General features: G+C 64.0%; 20 protein-coding genes. 9 read left to right on the top strand and 11 right to left on the bottom strand.

Annotation, left to right across the window (positions count from 1 at the left end; translation table 11 throughout):
• Positions 1–142: 142 nt before the first annotated feature.
• Positions 143–5,599, top strand: a complete 5,457-nt coding sequence (locus tag C8D78_RS18425) for a DUF3320 domain-containing protein (protein ID WP_147429654.1) — start codon at positions 143–145, stop codon at positions 5,597–5,599.
• A gap of 60 nt (positions 5,600–5,659) precedes the next feature.
• Here the strand turns inward: C8D78_RS18425 and C8D78_RS20155 are convergent, their stop codons facing one another.
• Entirely contained in the window at positions 5,660–7,312 is a 1,653-nt protein-coding gene (locus tag C8D78_RS20155; protein WP_167467963.1) for a zinc-ribbon domain-containing protein, read from the bottom strand.
• Positions 7,309–7,884, bottom strand: a complete 576-nt coding sequence (locus C8D78_RS18415) for an HNH endonuclease signature motif containing protein (protein ID WP_120955315.1) — start codon at positions 7,882–7,884, stop codon at positions 7,309–7,311. The genes C8D78_RS20155 and C8D78_RS18415 overlap by 4 nt, the downstream gene beginning before the upstream one ends.
• Before the next feature lie 16 nt (positions 7,885–7,900).
• Between C8D78_RS18415 and C8D78_RS18410 the strand changes: the two genes are divergently transcribed.
• Both C8D78_RS18410 and C8D78_RS18405 read left to right on the top strand, forming a co-directional pair.
• Positions 7,901–8,479 (top strand): DUF4230 domain-containing protein, encoded by a 579-nt coding sequence (locus C8D78_RS18410; RefSeq protein WP_167467962.1) that lies wholly within the window; start codon positions 7,901–7,903, stop codon positions 8,477–8,479.
• Between the two features lie 788 nt (positions 8,480–9,267).
• Entirely contained in the window at positions 9,268–9,519 is a 252-nt protein-coding gene (locus tag C8D78_RS18405; RefSeq protein WP_120955313.1) for a hypothetical protein, read from the top strand.
• 22 nt (positions 9,520–9,541) lie between these two features.
• On the opposite strand, the gene C8D78_RS18400 is transcribed toward C8D78_RS18405, so the two are convergent.
• Entirely contained in the window at positions 9,542–10,867 is a 1,326-nt protein-coding gene (locus C8D78_RS18400) for a flavin-containing monooxygenase (protein WP_244208489.1), read from the bottom strand.
• Between the two features lie 222 nt (positions 10,868–11,089).
• Between C8D78_RS18400 and C8D78_RS18395 the strand changes: the two genes are divergently transcribed.
• Positions 11,090–11,827: a hypothetical protein gene (locus tag C8D78_RS18395; protein WP_120955373.1), complete on the top strand. Its 738-nt coding sequence runs from the start codon at positions 11,090–11,092 to the stop codon at positions 11,825–11,827.
• On the opposite strand, the gene C8D78_RS18390 is transcribed toward C8D78_RS18395, so the two are convergent.
• Both C8D78_RS18390 and C8D78_RS20080 read right to left on the bottom strand, forming a co-directional pair.
• Entirely contained in the window at positions 11,824–12,507 is a 684-nt protein-coding gene (locus tag C8D78_RS18390) for a tellurite resistance/C4-dicarboxylate transporter family protein (protein WP_279629536.1), read from the bottom strand. The two genes, C8D78_RS18395 and C8D78_RS18390, sit on opposite strands and share 4 nt — an antisense overlap.
• Entirely contained in the window at positions 12,462–12,845 is a 384-nt protein-coding gene (locus tag C8D78_RS20080) for an SLAC1 family transporter (RefSeq protein WP_279629535.1), read from the bottom strand. The genes C8D78_RS18390 and C8D78_RS20080 overlap by 46 nt, the downstream gene beginning before the upstream one ends.
• A gap of 180 nt (positions 12,846–13,025) precedes the next feature.
• Here C8D78_RS20080 and C8D78_RS18385 point away from each other — a divergent pair, with 180 nt between their 5' ends.
• Positions 13,026–13,712 carry a haloacid dehalogenase type II gene (locus tag C8D78_RS18385; protein ID WP_244208488.1) on the top strand — a complete coding sequence of 229 codons (687 nt, stop codon included), beginning with the start codon at positions 13,026–13,028 and terminating at the stop codon, positions 13,710–13,712.
• Positions 13,713–13,836: 124 nt separating this feature from the next.
• Here the strand turns inward: C8D78_RS18385 and C8D78_RS18380 are convergent, their stop codons facing one another.
• A complete protein-coding gene (locus C8D78_RS18380; protein WP_120955311.1) occupies positions 13,837–14,289 on the bottom strand; it encodes a DUF4383 domain-containing protein in 453 nt (150 codons plus the stop codon).
• Positions 14,290–14,719: 430 nt separating this feature from the next.
• On the opposite strand from C8D78_RS18380, the gene C8D78_RS18375 reads away from it, so the two are divergent.
• A complete protein-coding gene (locus C8D78_RS18375; protein WP_011690916.1) occupies positions 14,720–14,923 on the top strand; it encodes a cold-shock protein in 204 nt (67 codons plus the stop codon).
• Positions 14,924–15,120: 197 nt separating this feature from the next.
• On the opposite strand, the gene C8D78_RS18370 is transcribed toward C8D78_RS18375, so the two are convergent.
• Both C8D78_RS18370 and C8D78_RS18365 read right to left on the bottom strand, forming a co-directional pair.
• Positions 15,121–16,923 carry an AfsR/SARP family transcriptional regulator gene (locus C8D78_RS18370; protein ID WP_120955310.1) on the bottom strand — a complete coding sequence of 601 codons (1,803 nt, stop codon included), beginning with the start codon at positions 16,921–16,923 and terminating at the stop codon, positions 15,121–15,123.
• Positions 16,924–17,026: 103 nt separating this feature from the next.
• Entirely contained in the window at positions 17,027–17,503 is a 477-nt protein-coding gene (locus tag C8D78_RS18365) for a winged helix-turn-helix transcriptional regulator (RefSeq protein WP_120955309.1), read from the bottom strand.
• Positions 17,504–17,612: 109 nt separating this feature from the next.
• Between C8D78_RS18365 and C8D78_RS18360 the strand changes: the two genes are divergently transcribed.
• The gene (locus tag C8D78_RS18360; protein ID WP_120955308.1) at positions 17,613–18,143 is read left to right on the top strand and encodes an SRPBCC family protein; all 531 of its coding nucleotides are present in this window, start codon (positions 17,613–17,615) and stop codon (positions 18,141–18,143) included.
• Positions 18,144–18,388: 245 nt separating this feature from the next.
• Here C8D78_RS18360 and C8D78_RS18355 read toward each other — a convergent pair whose 3' ends face one another.
• A complete protein-coding gene (locus C8D78_RS18355; protein WP_147429651.1) occupies positions 18,389–18,865 on the bottom strand; it encodes a hypothetical protein in 477 nt (158 codons plus the stop codon).
• 197 nt (positions 18,866–19,062) lie between these two features.
• Complete coding sequence (locus C8D78_RS18350; protein ID WP_120955306.1) at positions 19,063–19,245, bottom strand: PspC domain-containing protein; 183 nt, start codon at positions 19,243–19,245, stop codon at positions 19,063–19,065.
• Between the two features lie 448 nt (positions 19,246–19,693).
• Between C8D78_RS18350 and C8D78_RS19775 the strand changes: the two genes are divergently transcribed.
• On the top strand, positions 19,694–19,867 hold the full coding sequence (locus C8D78_RS19775; RefSeq protein ID WP_167467961.1) for a hypothetical protein: 174 nt from the start codon (positions 19,694–19,696) through the stop codon (positions 19,865–19,867).
• Between the two features lie 480 nt (positions 19,868–20,347).
• The gene (locus C8D78_RS18345; protein ID WP_120955372.1) at positions 20,348–20,815 is read left to right on the top strand and encodes a hypothetical protein; all 468 of its coding nucleotides are present in this window, start codon (positions 20,348–20,350) and stop codon (positions 20,813–20,815) included.
• A gap of 61 nt (positions 20,816–20,876) precedes the next feature.
• On the opposite strand, the gene C8D78_RS18340 is transcribed toward C8D78_RS18345, so the two are convergent.
• Complete coding sequence (locus C8D78_RS18340) at positions 20,877–21,224, bottom strand: hypothetical protein (protein ID WP_120955305.1); 348 nt, start codon at positions 21,222–21,224, stop codon at positions 20,877–20,879.
• Positions 21,225–22,021: the final 797 nt, after the last annotated feature.

The raw sequence follows: 22,021 nt of genomic DNA, 5'->3' as shown, positions 1-22,021 counted from the left end.
ACTCGACGGCCAAATAGAGCGGCGGCCCAGATATTCTGCAGTGGATGATCGAAGCCTGCCGGTTTCGACGGAGTACGTAGGGCAGTAGACGATTCGATCGGATCGGAAAGCAGGGAGAGTCGTGTCGACAGGCAAAGGCGTCTTGGACAAGAAACTCGCGTTGCAGATGCAACGGTGGCGCGACGACTTGTTGTCAATCGACAGGCGCCAGAGGCTGGTCTACTTTCAGCATCCTAAGAGTGGAACGTTCGAGATAGTTGAACCTGGTTGCTTGGACGCCGAAGCCATTGTCAACGACGGCGACGTGATCCTTGAAAGCAGGGAGCCCGTTGAACGAGCCGCAGACGATTCCGCCGCGGGGCTGGGTCTGCCAACACGGGGACCTCGAACTCTAAGGATTGCGGCCAAGACGCCTGCACAAGTCCTCAGTACGTCCAAGCGCCTTCACCAGCGCTCAGAACAGGAATACGCCGACCGAGGCGTTTGGACCCTGTATCTCGGCTACGGCATGCTCAACTGGGTTGATCCCGCCGACTCCAAGAAAATCTCAAGCCCTTTGCTTCTGGTGCCCGTCCGGCTCGTGAAGGAAGGCCAGCAGTATGTACTGCGCAGAACAGAAGACGAGCCTGCGCTGAATACGGCGCTCGGGCTCAAGCTCAGCCGGGACTTTGCCGTCGAATTGCCGGAATTTGACGTTGACGACCTAACTGTTTCCAAAGTCCTCTCCGGCGTTCGCCGGGCAGTCTCGCACGAACCGGAATGGACGGTCGATGACCGAGTCGTGATGTCCATCTTTAGTTTCCACAAGGAAGCCATGTACCGGGACCTCGAACAAAACGAAGCAAGTATCGTCTCCAACGGCATGATCCAGTTGATGGCTCTCGGCCCGGACGCCCCGCATTCGTCGGATTTCTCCTTTGACCCCGTGGCAGATGAGGACCTGGATTCCCACCTGGCGCCGGAGAAGTTGCACAGCATCCTCGACGCCGACGGTAGCCAGCGGAAATGTGTCTTGGCCGCACGCGAGGGTCGAAGCTTCATCATGGACGGGCCGCCCGGGACCGGCAAAAGCCAGACCATCGCCAACATCATTGCTGAGCTTATAGCGACTGGGAAAACAGTTCTCTTCGTCAGCGAGAAAGCTGCCGCTCTGGACGTCGTGCGCGACCGCTTGACGAACCGGCAACTAGATCCCTTCCTTCTGGAACTGCATAGCCACAAGGCCACGCGAAAGCAAGTAGTCCAAACGCTCCACGCAGAGCTGACTCGCCGGCCAATAGCGACGAGCTCGTTCACGGACACAGACCGCTCTCAGCTCGCGAAGAGCCGGAAGCGCCTAACCGATCACTCCAACGCCATGAACGAGATCCGCAGGCCCCTCGGGCGAAGCCTCCACGACATCCTAGGCAGGCTGGCCCAACTTGCAGACTTCAACGCTTATCCGACCGGCGACCCCAAAGTGCTCGGGTCTCTTTCGGCGGAAAATCTGGCTGAACTCCACATGGCGGCAACGTCCCTGTCCAAAGTCTGGCGTCCAGCTGAAGACGGGGAATCCTTCGCATGGCGGGGACTTGCGGGCGAAGGGCTAACGCAGGCCCAAATCAAAGACCTTGACAGCGCGGTAAGCTCCCTCTCCCAAGCCACGGAACGCCTGCTCCGAACCGTCCACCTCTTTGATGCCCAGATGCCGTTCTGGACAGTTGGACTGGACGCCGCCGGCGTCCACTCCAGGACACTTCTCACTTCCTTACTCCAGGACCGCCGCAAAGTGCCGCCTGCCTGGTTGTCGGCCGCCAATTTGGGGCCACTGCTGACCACGATGGAGAAGCTGGAAGCCGAGGAGCGCCACTTCAATGCAAGAGAAGCCCAGGTGCGCCAAGCGTGCGGTGACCGATGGACCAGGGCCGATAAAGATCTTCAAATTCCGCTTGACGAATTCGTCAAGCGAGATCCGAAGTTCTTCAGCCGCACGCTCGACGAGCTCACGTTCGCTCAGATAGATGGCGTTGAGCAAGGCGCCGCAGCGGCGGCGGACCAAATCGGTTTCTTGACGGAAAAGGCCCGAGCCCTGGGTCGTCTCTTTGACGTGGAACTCGAGGCTCTAACGCTGAACAAGTGCCGCGCCCTTTCCTCGTTGGCGGAGCTGAGCCAAGGTGGGAGTCTCCCCGAGCCCCAGTGGATCAATCCCAGCGTCCAAGGTGCGTTGGATGAGAGCGCACGGGTCTTGGCCGAGCTCTCCGCGATTGTGCGTGAGCGCCAGGCTGCGATGGAATCCACCTTCCGTCCCGACATACTGTCGCTCGACATTAACGGATTGAAAGTCCGCTTCGACACCCAGCACCGAGGACTCAAGCTGTGGAGCAAGCAAGCACGGCTGGATAAGAAGACTCTTCGCGAAGTCACCGTTGCAGGCGTCGTAAATAAAGAAGTCATAGCCTTGCTCGGCGATGCACTGGCCTGGCAGACGGCCCAGGAGAACCTCTCGGCACGCGAACCGGAATACGGTCCCCGTCTGGGCAGCTACTACCAGGGCGTGGCAACGGACTTCACCAGAATCGCCCAGGCCCTCGAAGTCGCCCGTTCCGCCATTAAATTGGCCGGCGACGATGTTGGCTCAAAGGCGCTGGCCCGTCAGCTTAGTCGATCAAGCACCCCTGATGCGGCGCTGATTCCGCTCGCTCGGGAGGTCGCGGCCATGGTTGAGCGCTTTGGCCACGAAACGCAAGCACTTTTCAGTGAAAAATTCCTCGAAACGATTAGCGACATCCCGTTAGGTACCCTTCACGGTAGGCTCGCTGGCGCGGCGGAGAATTTCTCGGCTGCAAGGCCGCTCCGGGCCCGACTCACGGAACTTGTCGGCGAGATCGCGACACCCGGTGCCGCAGGCACCGTACTGAGCCAAATCAACGACCTTGCCGGAATGGAGGATGCCACGGCGCAGGCCGCTGCCGGCCACTCGGAGGCGCTGGGACCGCGCTACCGGACGCGCGGTACAGATTGGGCGGGGCTGCGTGCTGATCACGAGTGGGCCTCCGCCGTGCGGAAGTTCGTCGGAGGTCCGATTGACGAAGACGCCATTCGTTTCGTCGAGGACTTCGAAGCCTCCGACGTCGACTTGGCGGAAAATCAGACGAAATGGCTCGAAGCCAGGGACAGCCTTGTCGCCTTCTTCGACCCTCAACGTTCCGCTGAGCTGAGGGCGGAGCTGAACCGAGATCTCGAAGATGCCGAAGTCCTCCTTGTCGACATGGGCGCCGACCCGGCCGCCGACGTCGATATTTGGTACGAGTACAAGAAGCTTTATGCTTCGCTGAGCGCTAACGGCCTCTCAGCGACATTGGCTTCTCTGCGGGACTCACACGCGCCCTCATCTCACGTCATTCCCGCCGTGGAACGCGCGGCGCTTGAGCCGTGGGCTGAGCATGTAATTGCAGAAGACGCCAGGCTCTCCGAACACCGAGCCTCTGGCCGGGAGGCCTTGCTCGAACAGTTCAAGGACCTGGATACACGGCTGATAAGCAACGCCCATAGCGCGATCGTGGAAGCCTGCGTCGCCAGGCGGCCACGCTCCAGCGCCGGGCCGGCCGCAGTGATTGCCCACGAGGCAAACAAGAAATCGCGTCACAAGCCGATCAGGCGGTTGCTCGAGGAAACCGGTTCCATCGTTCAGGCGCTCAAACCCTGTTTCATGATGAGCCCTCTGTCCGTCTCCCAGTACCTCCCGCCCACGCTGGAGTTCGACGTCGTGATCTTCGACGAAGCGTCGCAAGTGATGCCTGCTGACTCGGTCAACTGCATATACCGAGGCAAGCAGCTGATCGTTGCGGGGGATCAGAAGCAGCTTCCGCCGACGTCGTTCTTTTCTTCAGCAGATGTAGAGACAGACGATGAGGACGAGCCGGACAACTTCGACAGCGTTCTTGATCTCTGTAAGGCATCCGGTGCGATGGTTTCGCTGCCTCTCTCATGGCACTACAGGAGCCTGCACGAGGACCTCATCACCTATTCGAACTACCGGATTTACGAAGGGAAGCTCAACACCTTTCCCGGTGCCACGCATGAAGCCAATGACCTTGGCGTTCACCACGAGTACGTGGCTGGCGTTTACCAACGTGGTGCAGGCAGCCGGAATCCGATCGAGGCGGAGCGCGTCGTTGACCGCGTGCTCGAGCACAGGCGCCTTAACTCGGACCTGTCCCTTGGCGTCGTGACTTTCTCAAGTCAACAGGCCGAAGCCGTATCGGAGGCGATTGAACGCCGCGCCGAGCATGAACCGCTACTTGCGGGCCTCATGGAGGACCACGACCGACTGCACGGATTCTTCGTAAAGAACATCGAATCCGTTCAGGGCGACGAACGCGACATCATCATCTTTAGCGTTGGATACGGCCCGGACGAACTGGGAAAGCTGGCTATGAATTTTGGTCCGCTCACCCGCAAGGGTGGGGAACGGCGGCTCAACGTTGCGATTACCCGGGCCCGACGCCGAGTGGAGGTGGTCAGTTCCTTCCACGCCGGAGACATGACCGACGGTGCTTCAGAAGGCAACCGTCACCTCAAGAACTACCTTGACTTCGCAGCCCGAGGACGAGCAGCCCTCGCCTCGGACATCTCCGGAAACGAAGGCGAAGCTGACAGCCCGTTCGAGGAAGAGGTTCTACGTCTCATTCGTTCGTGGGGATTCGACGCTGTCTCGCAAGTCGGTGCCGCTGGCTACAGAATAGACATCGGCGTCCGCCACCCCGACAAGGCCGGAACATTCATGCTTGGCATTGAATGCGACGGGGCTGCCTATCATTCCGCGAAAAGCGCGCGCGACCGAGACCGGCTCCGGGAGTCAGTATTGCGTGGCCTGGGTTGGGAAATCCACCGCATCTGGGGCCTCAGTTGGTACCGGGACCGCGCCACCCAGGAGGCAGCGCTTAAAATGGCTCTCGATTCGGCGCTCCAAGGCGGAAATCTCATTCCCGCCATTTCCGGCCCAGCTGACGAGCCGGAGCCGATGGAGTACGAGGAAATTGATTTGGCCGCGCCCCCTGCGTGGACTGTTCCGTACACGCTGGCTGCGCAGCCTCCGCGCCGGTATCGCTACCAACCTGGAGACGCCGATGCTCTGACTGACCTCATCCAGTACGTGGCCCATGTTGTCAGTGTCGAAGCGCCACTGCACGTCGACACCTTGCATACCCGCTTGCGAGACCACTGGGGGACAGGGGCAATCGGATCCCGTGCCCGGCTGAATGTTGAGCGCGCCCTGTCATTGGCGAAAGTCAGCGGAATGAAGGTCAAGCTAGATAGGGAAGGATTCATTCGCGTGGACGGTGCTATTTCTGTAAATGTTCGCCGCCCTGACGAGTCTGGTGAAACCCGCAAAGCGGCGGCCATTCCACCGGAAGAGTTTGATGAAGCTGTTCGGCTTGTAGTGGCAGACGCGATTGTTATCACTGAAGAGGAACTTCTAGTCGCGGTTCGGAACGTTTTCGGTTGGGGAAGGCGCGGTGTGGACATCCAGGCTGCCCTTCAGCGCAGCTTGCTGCGAGCTGTTAAGAAGGGGTACTGCGTCCGGAGGCGGGATGGATCTTACGAAACGACGCAGTGACCCGAATGTCTGCGCCCAAGAAGGTGCAACTGCGGAGGCTTAGCCGCAGTTGCACCCACACTACGGAGCGGCAGTCGACGCTGAACTCAGACGCGGTTCCGCACCGTCTGCGGATCCGTAGCGCGACCGCTTTCTAGAAAGTCGCTCCACGGTAGCCAACTCCGACTGCCGTCGCTTTCGTGCAGCCTTGGCACTCAAGGGGACGAAGCGTTCCGACTCGGGAAGGGATTCGTAGATTTGTGCAGCCACTTCGTCGGCCCACGCGTAAGGTGACTCAAGGTAGGGTGCGACAACTTCCGGAGCGACCCAACTAAGACTCACCAAATGACGCAAAACTTTGTTTGTTATGGCTTTCGCATCCGGAGCACGGGTTTGTTCGACTGAGACGTCGCATTCAGGATCGAGCAGTGGCAATGGCTCCTCACGGATTCGAACTACTCTGTACCCGGCCTCGCGAAGCAATCTTGTTTTCACGGAGTCGCGCGCTTCGTGGGCTTCGCCCTTATGTGAGTACGAGCCATCAAACTCGATGGCGATCCGCAAGGATTTGATCAGGATGTCGACGCTGTGTGGCCTGTTATGGCCAAGATCCAGGCGCTCTTGCCTCTTCGGATCAACGTCCTGAGGGAACACCGCTGCGAACTCGCACGCAAGGGCAATATCGACACTGGATCGGATGGTCGGAGCACACCATTTGCAGCCATCGTGATCCAGGGCGCGTGCACGAACCGTGGTTGCCCAGACGTGGCCAGCGTCTTGAGGGCATAACCACCAAACGCGGCGGTTGCTTCCAGCGGTTACATCCGCAGGCGTCAGCGCTCGATTCTTGGTCGGGTGCCATTGCAGGGCAAGCGCGGGCAGGATTACGTCAACGCGGGTGGCTTCCGTGGGTCGCCTGCCACTGCAGAACGGACATCCGGCACCGTTGGCAGGTCTGGAGCTTACGGCGGCCATCCACCTATGAGCGTCATCCTTTCGGCATATCCAAGCGGCCCGGAAGTCGCTGCCGATGGACACCTCATCGGGACGTTTGGTGTTTGCCGGATCCCACTCGGCGGCTAGGGCTGGTCTTGTTGCGCCCACGCTGTTGGACGCATCAACCCTTTTCCCAACGCAATAGGGACACCCTCGCCCGCGGAAACGTTCGGCAGGGGAGGCAACATACGTGTGCCGTTCGTCGTTCTGACAGGTCCACCAAACGTCCTTGTTGGATTGTGGCAATACGTCTGTGGGTGCAATGCCCAGTTCGGACTTGTTGCGTTCGTGATTCCAGGTGGAGAGCAAGTCTGGCCTAGCCAAAGCGAAGTTGTTGGAACCTGTCGCCTTCATGCCCTTACAAGCGGCGCAGCCATGTCCCTTCGTCCGCACATAGGGCGCGGTTAGCCAAGAGTGGCCATTTTCGCAGAGCCACCATATCTTGCGGTTGCTTCCTGGCCGAACGTGACTGGGAGGGAACGGATTCTTGGCTCGATCCCATTCCGCAGCAATGCTGGGAAATAGGTGCGCTAGTGACCGGAGCCCCTCGTCCTTGGTGGGTAGTTGTCGACTTCGGCGGCCGCTGGGAGGTTTCTCAGTCGCTGATTCCTGGGTGCACGGTCCAAGTTCCAGTGGGGCAACGGCCGAGCCGGTGTCGGGGGCAACGGTATCCAGAGGGATCTCTGATGCACGGCATGAGGTCAGGGGGGCGCTCCCTTCCCGACCCGGGACGCTCAAGATAGCGGCTGACGTGCGCCGACGCTGACGGAACCGGACGACGTAACGTACTCCCGCCGCCGTTTTTCCATCCGTGCCTGTTGACTGGGCGAGGGAATCCTCGCGCCCTTGGCCCGGTTGCACTTCGCGCAGGCCGCGATGAAGTTCTGCAGGTTGGTGGAGCCGCCTTTGGACCACGGGAAGAAGTGGTCACCATGCTCAGCAGGCTGGGAGCACCGTCGCCGGAGTCCGGCCTCCATCTCGCACTGGGCACCAGCCCGTGCCATGCCCTCCCTGCGCTGCTGGCGACTGAAACGCCGGACCGGGTCGCGCCGTCCGACATCGCGGGCGTGGACGATCGCCGCGACAATGAAAAGAACGACGAGGAACAGCCCCGGGAGAGCAACCGCGGTCAGAACGCTGTCAGCAAAGCCGCGAAGGACCCCGTTGACGCTTGATGCGCTGTTCCCTGCGTTCGCTTTCCCTTTCGGCATGAGCGCCAGGACAACTGAGACGGCCAACCACACAATCACAGCCGAGTAAGCGAGACGCAGAGCCTGTCGGCCCCAATAGATGCGCTTCAGTTCCACCATCGGTCCATTCCCCCAGATGAGTTTCAGCCGTGCTGCTGTGCCGGCACTGCAACAGATCGTACCGCTCCCGGATACGGAAAAGTGTCCTGATTTCAATCGAAGCCTGCGGAAGCCGCCCTTGTCGTTCAGGGGCTGTTGTCCCTACCGAACCAACGCACTTGGTGGGAGGATCAGCGAGCGTGACCGGGCATCGCGCGGGCCCCGGGCCCGCCATCATCGCCGGACGGCGGACGCTGTTTGTCGCAGCGGGCACGGTCAACACTTACGTGGACCTGGCCGGCCTGCCGACAAGGACCTGAAGCTGTCCGCAGAAGGCAAGTCGGTCACGGTGCGGCTGCCCGAGCCGCAGCTCGATAAGCCCAACCTCGACCATGACCGGTCCTATGTGTTCATGCAGGACCGTGGCGTGCTTGACCGGATCGCCGACGCGATCGAGTCGCCCCAGCAGGCGCAGTTCTTTAAGCTCGCCGAGACGAAGCTGGCCGCCGCCGCGGAAGCGTCGGAGCTTCGGACGCAGGCTGCCGAAAACACTAAGGCCATGCTGACCGGTGTGTTCGTCTCGCTCGGAATCCATGTCACCTTTCTCGACAGTTAGTCGGCTAGACCCTGTTGATCGAGTCGGGTTGATCCACACCCAGCCCTGCATGAAGCGGCGGCGCGTCGCGGCGTAGCCGTCCCACCCGTCTATGGAGAGGACGTCGATCTCCGGGGCCGGGTTCCGAGCCGAGGCTAGCGCCGAAGGTCCGGTTCCCCGAAAGTGCGGGAAACTGGAAGTACCGACCACGAAAGCGGGCCACGTTAATGAGTCCCCAGCACGATGCCGACGGCTTCACCCGGCTGAGCCCATGGGACTGAGCGGGTCCGGCGGCGCCGGCCGGCTCGATCCTCTGCTGTATCCGTGGGACCCGCCCGGGGCGTCGGGGGTCATGGACGGCAATGAATTCCGGCCCCTCGAGCTTTCAGCCGGACTGGATGAAGCCCTCTCGCAGGCCGGCGCGGCACCGCTGGAAGCCCGCTCCCTGGTGGTCTCCATCGGCTCGAATTCAAGCGCCGACGTGATGCGGCGGAAATTCGCCAACTACCACCAGCCTGTCAGCGCGGTCCTGCCGCTGGTCCGGGCGCAGTTGCACAACATAGCCGTTGGCCACTCCGCCCACGTGAGCAAGGCCGGCTACATCGCCGCAGCCCCCTATCCGCTGCTGGGAGCGTGCACATCGGTCTGGCTGTCGTGGCTGGACGATGTCCAACTGATGGTCCTCGACGAAACGGAGCCCAACTTTCGGCAGATCCGGCTCGACGGCGGAGCTTGCCCGCTCGTCGTGGAACACAGGGAACGTCCGGAGGAGTTTTCGCTGTTCACCTCGCGCTGGGGCGTGCTGACCGATGGCGACGGCGGGAAGCTTCCCTTCCTCGACCAGTCTGCCCTCTTCCCTCGACCAGTCTGCCCTCTTCGGGCTCCTCGCCGGCAGCGGTACCGGGGACCTCTTGGACGAGGGGAAGTCCGTGTTCGGCGGGCCGCCGGAGCTTGTTGCCGAGCAACTCGCGATCCCCTCGGTACAGGCCTGGGCCAGGGAATGGTTCAGCTCCGCCGGCCTCGCCGCGCCAGTGGACTTCGACGGGCCTGGCGCGGGGTAGCCGCCCCTCTTGAACGTCGCCTTCACCGGGCGGCGATGTTCTGTGCCTGGTTCTCAGAGATGTGCTGGGCAATGTATTCGGCATCGCGGCCCACGCCCGCCACGATGGACGAGCCGTGGCCGGTCAGCCACGGCAACCCGACGGCGTACAGACCCGGGTGTTCGGTGACGCCGCGGTGGTGCCGGGGGTAGTTCCACTCGTCCAGCACCGGGATGTCCAGGATGCTGAAGTCCAGCCGGTAGCCCGTGGCCCACAGGACCGACGTGACGTTGGCGGCTTCGAGGTTGAGCCGCGCGGGCTCCGAAGGAAGCCAGTCGTCCCTGCGCGGCGGTTCCGGCTCCGGTGCGGACATGCCGGTGGCGGCAATATAGCTGTCGAACATCGGCTTCAGCCGCTGGTAGAACGCCGTCTCCACTAGGGCCAGGCGTTCCGGAAGGTCATCACTGAAGACGAGGTCGCCGTCGTCCGCTGCTTCCAAATGGCCGTGCAGCCGGACCCCGCGGCGTCCGAGATTCCGCAGGTGGATGTCGTGGCCGCCGTCGGCGCCGGACACCAGCGGGTTGCAGGCGAACCTCGCCGCGGGGGAGGGCAGCTGCCCCACGGTGAGGCCGTTCAGCCCGTAGCCGGGGCCGAATTGTGCAAGCTGCATCATCCAATAGAGGAGGTCCTGGCCGCGGTACCGGCGCGGTGCTTCCGGGCACGTGGACACCGCTAGGTGGATTTCGCGGCCGGCGGCGAGCAGTTCCTCGGCGATCTGGCCCCCGGACTGGCCGGTGCCAACGATGAGCACGGCTCCCACGGGCAGTTGGCCCGGGTTGCGGTAGCTGTGGGTGTGAAGTTGCAGGATGGGGCTGGGCAGTTGCGCCGACAGTGCGGGGATTTTCGGCTTCTGGTAGCCGCCGGTAGCGAGCACCACGTTCCGGGCTCGCCAGCTGCCCCTGGTTGTGGCCACCTCGAAGCCGCCGCCCACCGCGGGCGCGATACGCGTGACATCCGCACCCGTCCGGACAGGAGCGCCGATGCTCTCCGCATAGTGCCGGAAATAGCTGATGGGGTCATCTCGCAGCATGAATGCTTCCGGGGCGGGGCCGTCATACGGCATGCCGGGCAGCGCGAGCGAGAAGTTCGGCGTGTTCAGGCAAAACGCGTCCCACCGGTCCTGCCACGCCCCGCCGAGCGTTTCGCGCCGTTCCAGCAACTGATGTTCGACGCCGGCCCGGCTTAGCCAGTAGCTCGTGGCCAGGCCCGCCTGCCCGGCCCCGACAATCAGGGTGTTGACGCTTTGCGGAGCCGCATGTCGGGCGGCTGCTTCGGGGGACGGCACGTCGCTCGCCGTCGGGGTCTCCATGGTTCTTCTCCCGGGGCCAAGGTGCAAGGCTGGCTTTGTTGGCAGGATATGCCCGCAACGCCGCTACGTACAGGTGTCCGACGACGGCGTGGGGCTCAAGCGTGGAGTTCGCCAAGGGTGTTGTGGATCAGCGCGGACCGCTACCTTTTTCCTATGGCCATGGGCAAGCAACGGTGCTCTGACCACCTACAGGAATTTCTGCTCAGAAGGAGTGGGAAGGTCATGAATCAGCGAACCAAAATCTTCCTTGGCGTGATCGTCCTGTTGCTGGTTGTTGCTGGGGCGACATTATTTATCCTCGACAACACAACCAGGAGCAGGGCCGCGGAGTACAACCCGCAGATCAACCCTGCAGATTTCACCACCGAAATCACCAACAAATACTTCGCGCTCCCTGTCGGTAAGAAACTGACTTACGAGACCACGCAGCAAGGAAGAGTCACCGAGCGGATCGAGATCGAAATCCTGCCGGAGACCATGACCATAGCGGGCGTAGAGACGGTGGTCTATCTGGATAAGGAGTACAAAAACGGGCAGCTGGTAGAGGAAACCCGGGATTACCTGGCGCAACACAAAAACGGAGACGTCTGGTACTTCGGCGAGGACGTGAACAACTACGTGAATGGGATCTTGCTGCACCACGGGGGCAGCTTTCTCCATGGAAAAGACGGGGCGAAAGCCGGGATCTGGATGAAGGCCGAGCAGCGCGTTGGCGACTCGTACAGGCAGGAATTTTACGTTGGTCATGCGGAGGACATGCGGGACACCGTGGCTACCGGCGAGACCGTCACCACCAAATCAGGCACGTACACCGACTGCGTCAAGGTCTACGACTGGACGCCGCTTGAAAAGAATTCACGGGAGTATAAGTACCACTGCCCCCAGATAGGTGCGCTGGCCCTTACTGAGGACCTGGAAACCGGCAGCCGGTCTGAACTCGTGAAGGTTGTCCAGCCCTAGCCTTTCTTTGGGCCACGGCGCACGAGCGTTGCCCACCGGTGCCACAGCATCGCGGCGAGGGTGGCGAGGAATGCCGCGACAGCCAGCCACAGCTCCGTGCGGCCGATCAGCGCCACGAGGGGAAGATGGTCGGGGCGCGCCAGGTAAATCCCGGCCAAGGCGTACATGCCCAGGGGGAAGATGACGCTCCAGAGGCCCGGTTTGTAGGACAGGGGCACGCGGTGGATCACGTGCCTCCACCATCCGGCCGCGAGGAGGACAGGAAAGAGCCACGAGGCGAAGGCCCAGAACACCACGGAGGAACCGGCCACCAGCCCGCGCGTCGCATCCACCATCGGCGCGCCGGCCATTTCGACGATCCGCGCGCCGGCAGGGACACTGATCGCCACGGCGCCCATGGCCACGAAGTACGGCGGGCGCAGGTCCTCGGCCCGGACGGGGTAAGTCATGAGCCGCAGCGAAACGAAGATCCCCACGGCGGCGTAAAGGATGAGCCCCACCGACCAGGAGACGACGGGGACCAGTGCCAGGGCCGCGCGCTGGTCCGGGCCGGCGAGGGGTTCCAGCGAGGCCGCCGCGACCGCCACGGACTGACTGGCCACGCACCAGATGAACCAGCTGCCGTTGGCGTCCTTCAGCAGCGGGCGCTCGTCCCGGCCCAGCACGGCGGTCCACGGCACAACGTAGCCAAGCGCCACCCAGGCGAGGACCGTGCGGCGAAAAGCGCCGCCGTCGTCCCCGGCCACCCCTCCATTCCCAGGCGCACGCCGAGCACATTCGTTCCGGCGATGAAGGTGAAGAATCCGAACGCCCGGCCGGGGTCCAGGAAGTCGCGGCGCATGTCGGCGCGGAACCTGGCGAGGCGCACCAGGCTGAGCACCAGGATCACGGCGTAGGAGTCCGCGCAGACCACAAGGAGCGCGGCCGAGAGTGTGTCGAAGCCTTGGAGCTCGAGACCCACCGAGATGATCCCGCTGGCCATCGTGAGGGCGAAATACCCCGGCGTGAGGGTCTGCACCGCCTGTGAGACGCGGGAGCCGAGGGGGCTGCGTTCACCGGGACGGTGGTCATGGCACCCAGCTTAGGACTTGCCGATTTGCGCTCAGGGAGATCGTCAGGCGGTGAAGGTGCTGGCGCATGCTTAAGGCATGGCTCTTACGTCCGCCGTGACCGAAGATGTGTCGATGAAGGAGAACCCGTGAACAGCGCACCGGCAGTCATTGTTTTTGACGTCAACGAAACGCTCTCGGACATGTCACCGATGGCAGAGCGCTTCACCGAGGTCGGAGCCCCCGCGAACCTGGCGAAACTCTGGTTCGCCACGCTGCTGCGGGACGGCTTCGCCCTGGCCGCCGCCGGCAGCAAGGCAACCTTTGCCGAGATCGGCGCGGAGGTGCTGCGCGGGGTCCTCGCCGACGCGGGCACCCAGGCAGATGTGGAGCCGGCGGTGAAGCGGATTCTGGCGGGAATGGGCGAACTGCGCCCTCACCCTGACGTTGTCCCCGGTGTCCGATCGCTGCGGGCGGCCGGATACCGGCTGGTCACGCTGACGAACGGCTCCGCCGAGGTCGCGGAGAAACTCTTGGCACCGGCCGGAATCCTGCACCAGTTTGAACGGCTGCTGTCCGTGGAAGACGCCCCGGCGTGGAAGCCGGACCGGTCCGCGTACCGGTACGCCGCCGATGCCTGCGCCACGGATCCGGGGGAGATGATGCTCGTTGCCGTCCACCCCTGGGACATCCACGGCGCGGCACAGGCCGGGCTCAGGACAGCGTGGATCAACCGGACCGGGGCCAAGTACCCGACCTACTTCGCCGCGCCCGACGTCACTGTTGCGTCCTTGACGGAGCTGCCGGAAGCCTTGGGAGCCCCGGCGGATCGTTAAACGGTTCGTTCGCCGGCGCCCCGGATACCCCCACGGGGCACCCTTGGACGCTCCGACGACGGCGCCCACCGGATTCCGGTGGGCGCCGTCGTCGTCGTAAGCGGTACTCCAAACGGAGTCTGGCTTAGGCGCGTGCCTTGGCGCGGCCCTTGGTGAGGATCAGGGCCAGGGCGATCATGCCGGCGCCCAGCACCAGGTGCAGGAGGTTGTCCAGGCTGTTCAGCGGCACGAAGTCGGCGGCCGAATCTTCGGGGACCACCAGGCCGTAGACGAACAGCACCAGGTAGATGATGCCGCCGTAGAGCAGGAAGGAACGTGCACCGGTGGCCGACCTGGCCAGCAGGAGGCCCGCGGCACCGAAGAGCAGGTGCACGATGTTGTGCAGGGCCGAGACCTGGAAGAGGCCTAGCAGCATGGCCTCGGAGTGGTGGCCGGCGAAGGTCAGCTGGTCGTAGTTGCTGGTGATGCCCGGAACGAAGCCCAGGATGCCGACCAGCAGGAAGACGGCGCCGACGGCGAGGCTTGCCTTCTGGACGTTGGTGCGGGTTGCCGTGCGGGCGTGGCTCGTGGTTGTCATGGTTGTCTCCTATGAAGTACTTGCGGTGATGGTGCGGCCGGTTGTTCGGCCGGAGCCGTGGTCATGCAAGCCATTCGGAGGACCCGGCGCGGCGGATTGCCATGCGCCAATTCTTTTATGTGACCGCGGCCGTTCCCTGTGCCCCGGGCAGTCGACCCCGACGCCCTCGGAGTGGCTCAGTTCCTGCATGGTGTTGATGCCGGACGGGACCCGACCAGGCCGCCGTCGTCGTCGTCCATAGTTACGGGTGGTAATTCACCCTGCAAATCTCCTGTATGGTTGATCATGTTGTTGTGTTTATGCAGTTCGTAGTTCAGGCAGTACGCGCGGTCGAAAGTCCGCGTTCTTCTGAAGCAGCGGTTTTGAGCACCCCAAACAGGAGGACCCGAAAGTCGGGACAGTTCCTCCACCTTCACGAAGGACAAAAATAATGGCTACTGGTACCGTCAAATGGTTTAACGCTGAAAAGGGCTTCGGCTTCATTTCCCCCGATGACTCCTCACAGGACGTTTTCGCACACTACTCTGCGATCAACTCCTCCGGCTTCCGCTCCCTCGAAGAGAACCAGAAGGTCTCCTTCGAAACCGAGCAGGGCCCCAAGGGTCCCCAGGCCACCAACATCCAGGCTATCTAATTTCCTTTTAGATACCCGGGACCGTTAGGTTTCGAGCAGGGCCCGTCTTCGGACGGGCCCTGCTTTTGTTTAACCCACCCGTGCTGTCTCGGGGTTCCGCCGCCGGGCACGGGTAAGAAGTACGACGTCGGCCCCGCTTCCGGCGCGGAGGCCCGCCGCCATTCCGGGCGGCCCTATTGATAAGCCGGCCTATTGAGTCACAGCGAGACGCCGTGGCGCCGGTCCAGGAACGCGGCCAGCGCAGGGTTGTCGATCTCCCGGGCCAGCCACGGCACAGTCTGGGCCGCGGCCTCGTCGCCCAGGACCGCGCGGTGGGACTGCGCCCGGACCACGAACTCCCGCATCCCGCTCCGGCTGGCCAGCGCGGCCAGCCGCTCCACGAACTCGGCGGCCCGCGGCGACCCGGTGACGATGGCGACTTCCGCCGCGGCATCGAGCAGCCGGGCCGAGTACCAGAGGTACCACGGCGTGGGTTCCAGGCCCCGGTCGATCCAGTGTTCCGCCGCGGCGAGGTCCCCGTGCGCCAGGAACAGCCGGGCTTCGGCGCCAGCCGCTAGGGCCATGTAGCAGTGGTCGCCGGCCAGCTCGGCCATGACCCAGGCCCGGTCAATCAGGTCCGCCGCCGCGTCTAGCTGGCCCGCGGCGAGGTAGATTTCGCCCCGGACGCCGGCGACAAACGGCTCGAACGCCGTCCAGTGTTCCCCCGCGACCCAGTCCAGGGCCCGGTCCAGGCAGGCGGCCGCCAGCTCGAGGTCGCCGCGCAGCAGGTGCACGCGGCCCAGCAGGGCCTCGCTGAACGCCTGCTGCCGCCGGTTCCCGGCCTCCGCCGCCAGCCGCCCGGATTCGGTGAGGGCCATAATCGCGTCCTCATAATGCGCGGTGTCCGAGGCCAGCATGCCCTGAATCGCCAGGATCCTGGCCTGCTCGTCCGGGATCCCCCGGGCCGCACGCATCGCCCGGTCCAGCCAGCCTGCCGCCCGGTCCGGAACGCCGCGCTGCACGGACAGGTAGCCCAGCTCGCGGAAAGCCGTCGCGGCAGTCCGGGAGCCGCCGTCGGGCCCCTCCGCGGACAGCGCACGGTGCAGCAGATCCGCCACCTCGGCGCCGCGGCCGCCGGCCTGATGGATCATGGCCCCGGACAGGGTCACCAGGGATTCGGCGAGCAGGTGCTGGTCATCGGTCCGTTGGGCGAGTCCGACGGCCAGCCGCAGCTGCTCCAGCCCGCGGTCCACCGAGCCGGCCGAGAGCGACGCCCCTGCAGCGTCGAGGTAGGACCGCACCGTGGCCGTACTGGCCGGCATCCCCGGTTCGGCCGCGGGGTCCGCGTCCACCAGGGCCCGGCGCACCTCCGCGGGCAGGCCCAGCCCGAGCTCCCGGCGGTAGAGGTCCCGGCACTTGTCGGCCTGCTCCCGTGCCCGTCGGTACTCGCCCAGGGAGAGCAGGGCCTTGACCAGGACGGCGTGGCAGTCGGCGTTGAAGGGGTCCAGGCGCAGCGCGCGCGTGGCGAGATCGACGGCGTCGTCCGCCCTTCCCGCCGACAGCGCGGCGAGCGACGCCTCGTACAGCAGCGCCAGCACGCAGTTCTCGAGCCGGTGCCGCTGGTCCTCCAGCCACGATTCGAACACGGGACAGTCCGCGAAGGACAGGCCCTCCAGGAGCTGGCCGTCGAAGGCGCGGGGGTCGGCGACGGCCTCGGGGTGCAGGGCCTCGACCACGTCGCAGTGCCAGCCGTCCGGCAGCACCAGCAGGAGCGGGTCGCCGCCGACCGATCCCACGCCGAGGGTCCGCCGCAGCTCCGAGAGGTTCCAGCGCAGGGCGCCGAGGGGGTCCTCAGCGTCGGGGAACAGGAGGGCGGCCGTCCGGGCCCGGCCGGTGCCGTCCGGTTGCAGCGCGAGGTAGGCCAGCACAGCCCAGGCCTTGCGGCCGCGGGGCTGCCGGAGTGGGGTGCCAGCGGACTCGATCCTGGGCGGACCGAGGAGCCGAATCCAAGTCTCGGCCATACCAGTCATGCTACGCCGGGGGAGTGGGGGCGGCGGAGGGGCTTCGCGGGCACCGTGCGAGAGCGGGTTCTCCGGGACGAGTCCCGTTCGCGTCGAGACTCGATCAGCTCGCGCGGGTTCCGCCGCGTCGCCCGGCGGGATACTCGGCAGGCATGCCGGGGCCTATGCGGATAGCGATCTCCTCCGCGGGCACAACGCCGCACGCCTCGCACGTTGCGACCGCGTGCACCGCGCCGTCACCGCAGGCGGCGTGCCGGTACAGGATCGGCGGTTCGATGGGGGACGCCCAGGCGTCGCCCCACTCGGTGAGCGCGACGAGCGCGACCGCGAGTGCGCGGCCCTTGGCCGTGAGGATGTAGTCGGCGGAACCTGCGCGCTCCATGATGCCATTGGTGACGAACGAATCCAGCCGCGATGTGAGCACGTTGGTCGCGATCCCGAGGTTGTGCTGGAAGTCGCCGAAGCGCGTCACCTGAGCGAACAGGGCGTCGCGGATGATGAGCAGACTCCACCGCTCGCCGACGAGCTCGAGTGATCGCGCGATGGAGCACACCTGCGTGTCATAAGACTTCCCTAACATGGCTCGACTCTACCACTTGCGTGATGCAAGTCACCGGGCCTACACTCACTTGCATCACGCAAGTTCAGGAGCCCTCTCCTCCGGGGGAGGCAGGCAAAGGAGCAGCGAAATGACCGCGAATTTCACCACCACGATCACCGTGGATGCCACCCCGCAAAAGGCGTTCGATGCGATCAACGACGTCCCCGCGTGGTGGGGGCGGATCACCGGCTCGACCACCGCCGTCGGCGACGAGTTCGTCTACGTCGTCCCCGGGCTGCACTACAGCGGATTCCGGGTCACCGATATCGAACCGGCACGACGCATCGCGTGGCTCGTCACGGGCAGCTACCTCGATTTCACCGCCGACAAGCAGGAGTGGAACGGCACGACCGTTCGGTTCGACATCCAGGAGGCCGACGGCGGAACGCGGGTCACCTTCACCCACGAGGACCTCAAGCCCGACGACGAATGCTACGACGTCTGCTCGAACGCGTGGGGCATGTTCGTGAACGGTAGCCTCAAGGCACTCATCGAAACCGGCGTGGGCCAGCCGTATTCATTCGACGGCGACGAGGCACTTACCGCAGCCGATCACGCAGAGCTGCACCACCAGGTGGCTGCGGCAGCCAAGGCCGCGAACAACAACAACGGAAGCTGACGCGAGCGAGAGGCTCGGCGGGATCGTTCGGCGTCGAGCCTGCTCCTTGAGCGGACAGCCCAGCCCGGCTCGGCCGAGGCGAGGAACACGTACGCCGGGGCCAGCTCATCGCGCCCTTGGCGGGGGCGTAGTCCAGGCATGGGATTCATGCCCGCCGGGGTCGGCCCTTGGTGAGGCTGCCTCTGGCCTACATCTACGAAGCCTTGACCCGCGGGGCGGCGCTGTTTGGGTGTCGCCCTGTACGTTCAAGGGGCCTGCGCAGCCCCGGTTTGCGGAGGCCTGTCCTTCAAAAGGACTGTCGCGGCGATTGCGGTCCCACATGCGAAGAGGACCAACGGAGTTTGGAATACCGCGCCCAGAACGGCAAGCCCGGCGTCGGCTATTGGCTTCGACGCCGAAAACAGGCATGCCACGTCGATGGCCAATGCGGCTGCATAGCCGACGAAGAAGCAGAGGAGCAGCGCAGGAGTCCTGTAGGTCTTGGTAAACGCCCTCACCGCGACGTCGTAGGCCAGGTATTTGAGCCCGATGATGGTGGGAGCGAAGGTCAGAACGAAGAAAACGTCCACATCCCCCGGAAATTCGGCAAGCGGAACGTTCGCGGAGCCCTGGTAAATGCCGGCTGAGTGGAACCACAAGCCCGCCAGCTGGGCAGCGACCAGCAGGACAGCCGCGGCACCGTAGCGTAGCGCCGCTCCACCCCGCGTCATTCCGATTGCCATGGGGTCAGTATGCCAGTGCCCGTCAAGGGCTCCCGCCACGAAGACTGGGCCACGGGCCGCCGTCGTGATCGCAGGAAACCTGAGCAAACCAAGAAGGGAACTGCTCGTAGTCCTGCACGACGGCGGGAGGCCGGCAACGCTGCCGGACGCCCGCCGTCGTGCCGGTGTCCGAAGCGGGCTGTCCTGACAAGTGGCCGTTATTTTGCCTTGGGGATGAGGATCCACAACGCGATGTAGACCAGCTCGCCGACGCCGAAAAAGCCGAAGAACACGAAGCCGAGGCGGACCAGGGTTACGGAGATGCCGAAGCGTTGGGCAATGGCTGCGCAGACTCCCGCGAGGATCTTGCGGTTCCTTGGCCGCATCAGAGATCGTTCCATCCCGCCAAGGTAGCAGTGTGGCCACGCCAGCGGAACTGCACAGTGGAACGGCACAGCGGAACGGCACAGCGGAACGGCACAGCGGAACGGCACAGCGGAACGGCACAGCGGAACGGCACAGCGGAACGGCACAGCGGAAGAGCACAGCGGAACGGCACAGCGGAACGGCACAGCGGAAGAGCCCAGCGGAACGGTCCAGCGGGACTGCAGAGCCGAGCGTCGGCCTCGGCGTCGAACCGTTGACGTCGAAGGTCTCACCGCTCACACGCTGGCTCACACGGTGACCGCGGAAACTGGACATGTCCCCGCAAAGGGACCGGAATGAGGGACCGGAAACCGAACCTCAACCGAAGCTTTCACAGCACCGGCTACCCCGGAATCCGGCCCTCGCAACTTCATCACTCGCCCCAACAACCCCGCTTCATCAATCGCCCGAGGTGTTTCTCCCATGGAATTTGCTGCCATCCTGCTCGTAGCCCTCATGGTCTACGCAGCCGTCGCCACCGTCGTCGCGGTCATCCGCGACGGCCGGGGCCATACGCCGCTCGAGCGGTCCACCCGCGCCTGGTCGGCGGGTAACCTCCCCAGCGAACCGTATGCGTCGTTGCGGTCCCTGCGCTGACCGCATCCCGGCAGCCCTACCCGCAGTAACCGCGCGGGCCTGACACCAGCTTCCAGCGTTGGAGGCGGGGGTCAGGCCCGGCGTCGTGCGGTGCCTGGGATGCCAAGCGGCGGTTGTTGCCGCGCATTCCCACGAGGGGCGCCGGCAAATAGCGGCCACAACCTGGTTTCCGCAGCGTTTCCGGACATCCGCCACGTGGATCCACGCAGCGGATGTCCGTTTTCGCCGCGATATTCCGGGAGCGGTGCGGAAACCCGGGTGCAGGCCGGAACTCCCGGCGGTGCAGCCAGATGGCGTGCCTAGACACCCGCGGCGGCGCGGGAGCATTCTAAACGTGTGCGCGTTTCGGGAGGGATGCGGCAACCGGACGGGGATTGCTGCCCGGGCTGGCGGAGACCGGGAATCCGGCAGGCCGCGGGCGCGGGGTCTCACCTTCCGGGCGTGCGGACACGATCGGCGATGGGAAGCTGGTACCAGGTCATGGACGAATCATCCGATACGCGGCAAAGGCTGTCCTCCCGCATCGACGAGAAGCAGCAAGCCATCCGCTCCTATCTCGGCAGGGAAAGGCCCAGGCGCACGCGGCTGGCCAACATAAGCATCGTGGGCAGCGCGCTGGCCGCTGCGCTCACTGCCGGCCCCGCCTTCGGGGGCACAGGGTTCACCGAATCGGTGGCAGCCATCTTCAACCTCAGCGACGACTCTCTGGTGTGGCGCGTGCTGTGTCTGCTGGCGGTGATCTTTTCCGTTGCCGCGGCCCTGGCCACAAATTTCGCCACGTCCCGTTCGCTGGCGGATCGGGTAAGCGCGGCCGAGACAGCCAGCGCCCAGCTGGAGGGGCTGCAGGTCGCGCTGAATTTCGGCCGCATCGAGATCGACGAAGCGGTCAAGCTCTATCAGCAGTACGCGACCCAGGTGCCCTTCATTGAGGCCCTTCCGACGGGGTGATGCTGATGCCCGACGTCGAGAACTCAGCGTGAGGGCGCCCGGAGCCTGGACAGCCGTCCGTTCAGCCGGCCTTGTAGTCGAACGTCAGCTGGGCCGGGGGAGGGCCCTGCAGCATCTCTGGCGTCAGGCCGTGGAGTTCCACGAGCTGCTCGCGGAACCAGACGTCAAAAGGATCATCCGACGTCGCGATGGACCGGTACGCCTGGGCCAGGTCCTCGGCCTCGTGAAACAGGCAGACAAAGTCCCCCTGCGGCGTCTGCATGAGGCTGGCGACCTCCCGGGTCATGCCGATGCGCTCGCGCGAGCGCTTGTAATCTGCAGCGCGGGCTCCGCTCATCTCCGCGTCCACTGCCTTCCACGCCTCCAGCTTCCCGGGCAGGATCGGCGCAAACCACGTTATGCATTCCATGACAGATGTCCTTCCACGCAACGGTTTCCGCACGGTGGCAATCCCATCGGTGCAGCAGGAAGCATAGTCCTGTAACCGACGCCGGGACAGGGGCTGCGGCAAGCTACCAATCCGAGGTCTGGTCTGCGGATAACTTGTAGGCCGCTCCGGTGCATCCTGAGGACTGGCCCTCCGTCGACGCAACTCAGGAGACGGTCCGAAGCAAGGCGCCGGGGCCTTGCCGGCCAGGTCATGCGAGGTATGACGGCGGGAGTGTTGCGGACTGTGACGCGGTGCACAAAACCCGTTTTGCGAGTGAGCGCCCCTGTTGGGGTGCGTCCGGGCCGGTAATCCGCGCCAATGCAGGGTTTTTGTCCCATGGCACCACCTCCGCAGCCGGATTTGTGCCGGGTCCTCCCGCCGTGTAAAGTAATTCGAGTCGCCGCCGCTGATGCGGAAAGAAAGCGACCGACCCCCTTCTAAACAGCCTGAAAATGGTTCGCGAATTAGCGTGCCGAATAAAGGTGGGGACCTTCTTGGAAGAATGTATGTCGCAGAAATGCGAATTTGCAAAGTCTTCCGAGATCGGGTAAGTTTGAAAAGTTGCTCCGGAGCGATCCTCGACTGTTTGGTTGTGGTGGTGCCGGGTGTGTCTGTTGTTTGAGAACTCAATAGTGTGCCAAGTTTGTTGATACCAATTTATTGTATTGAATTGGTTGAATTTGCCGGGCCCGCCACCCCGTGGTGTGGTCTGGTGTTTTTAGCTGGTTTCAAATTTTGTGCAGCCGTTTTCTCCCGTTTTCCCGGGGGTGGCGGTT

The sequence above is a fragment of the Arthrobacter oryzae genome, from assembly GCF_003634095.1.
Lineage (GTDB): Bacteria > Actinomycetota > Actinomycetes > Actinomycetales > Micrococcaceae > Arthrobacter > Arthrobacter oryzae.
The sequence above is the reverse complement of the archived record's forward strand: the minus strand, read 5'-3'. Positions and strand labels throughout refer to the sequence as shown.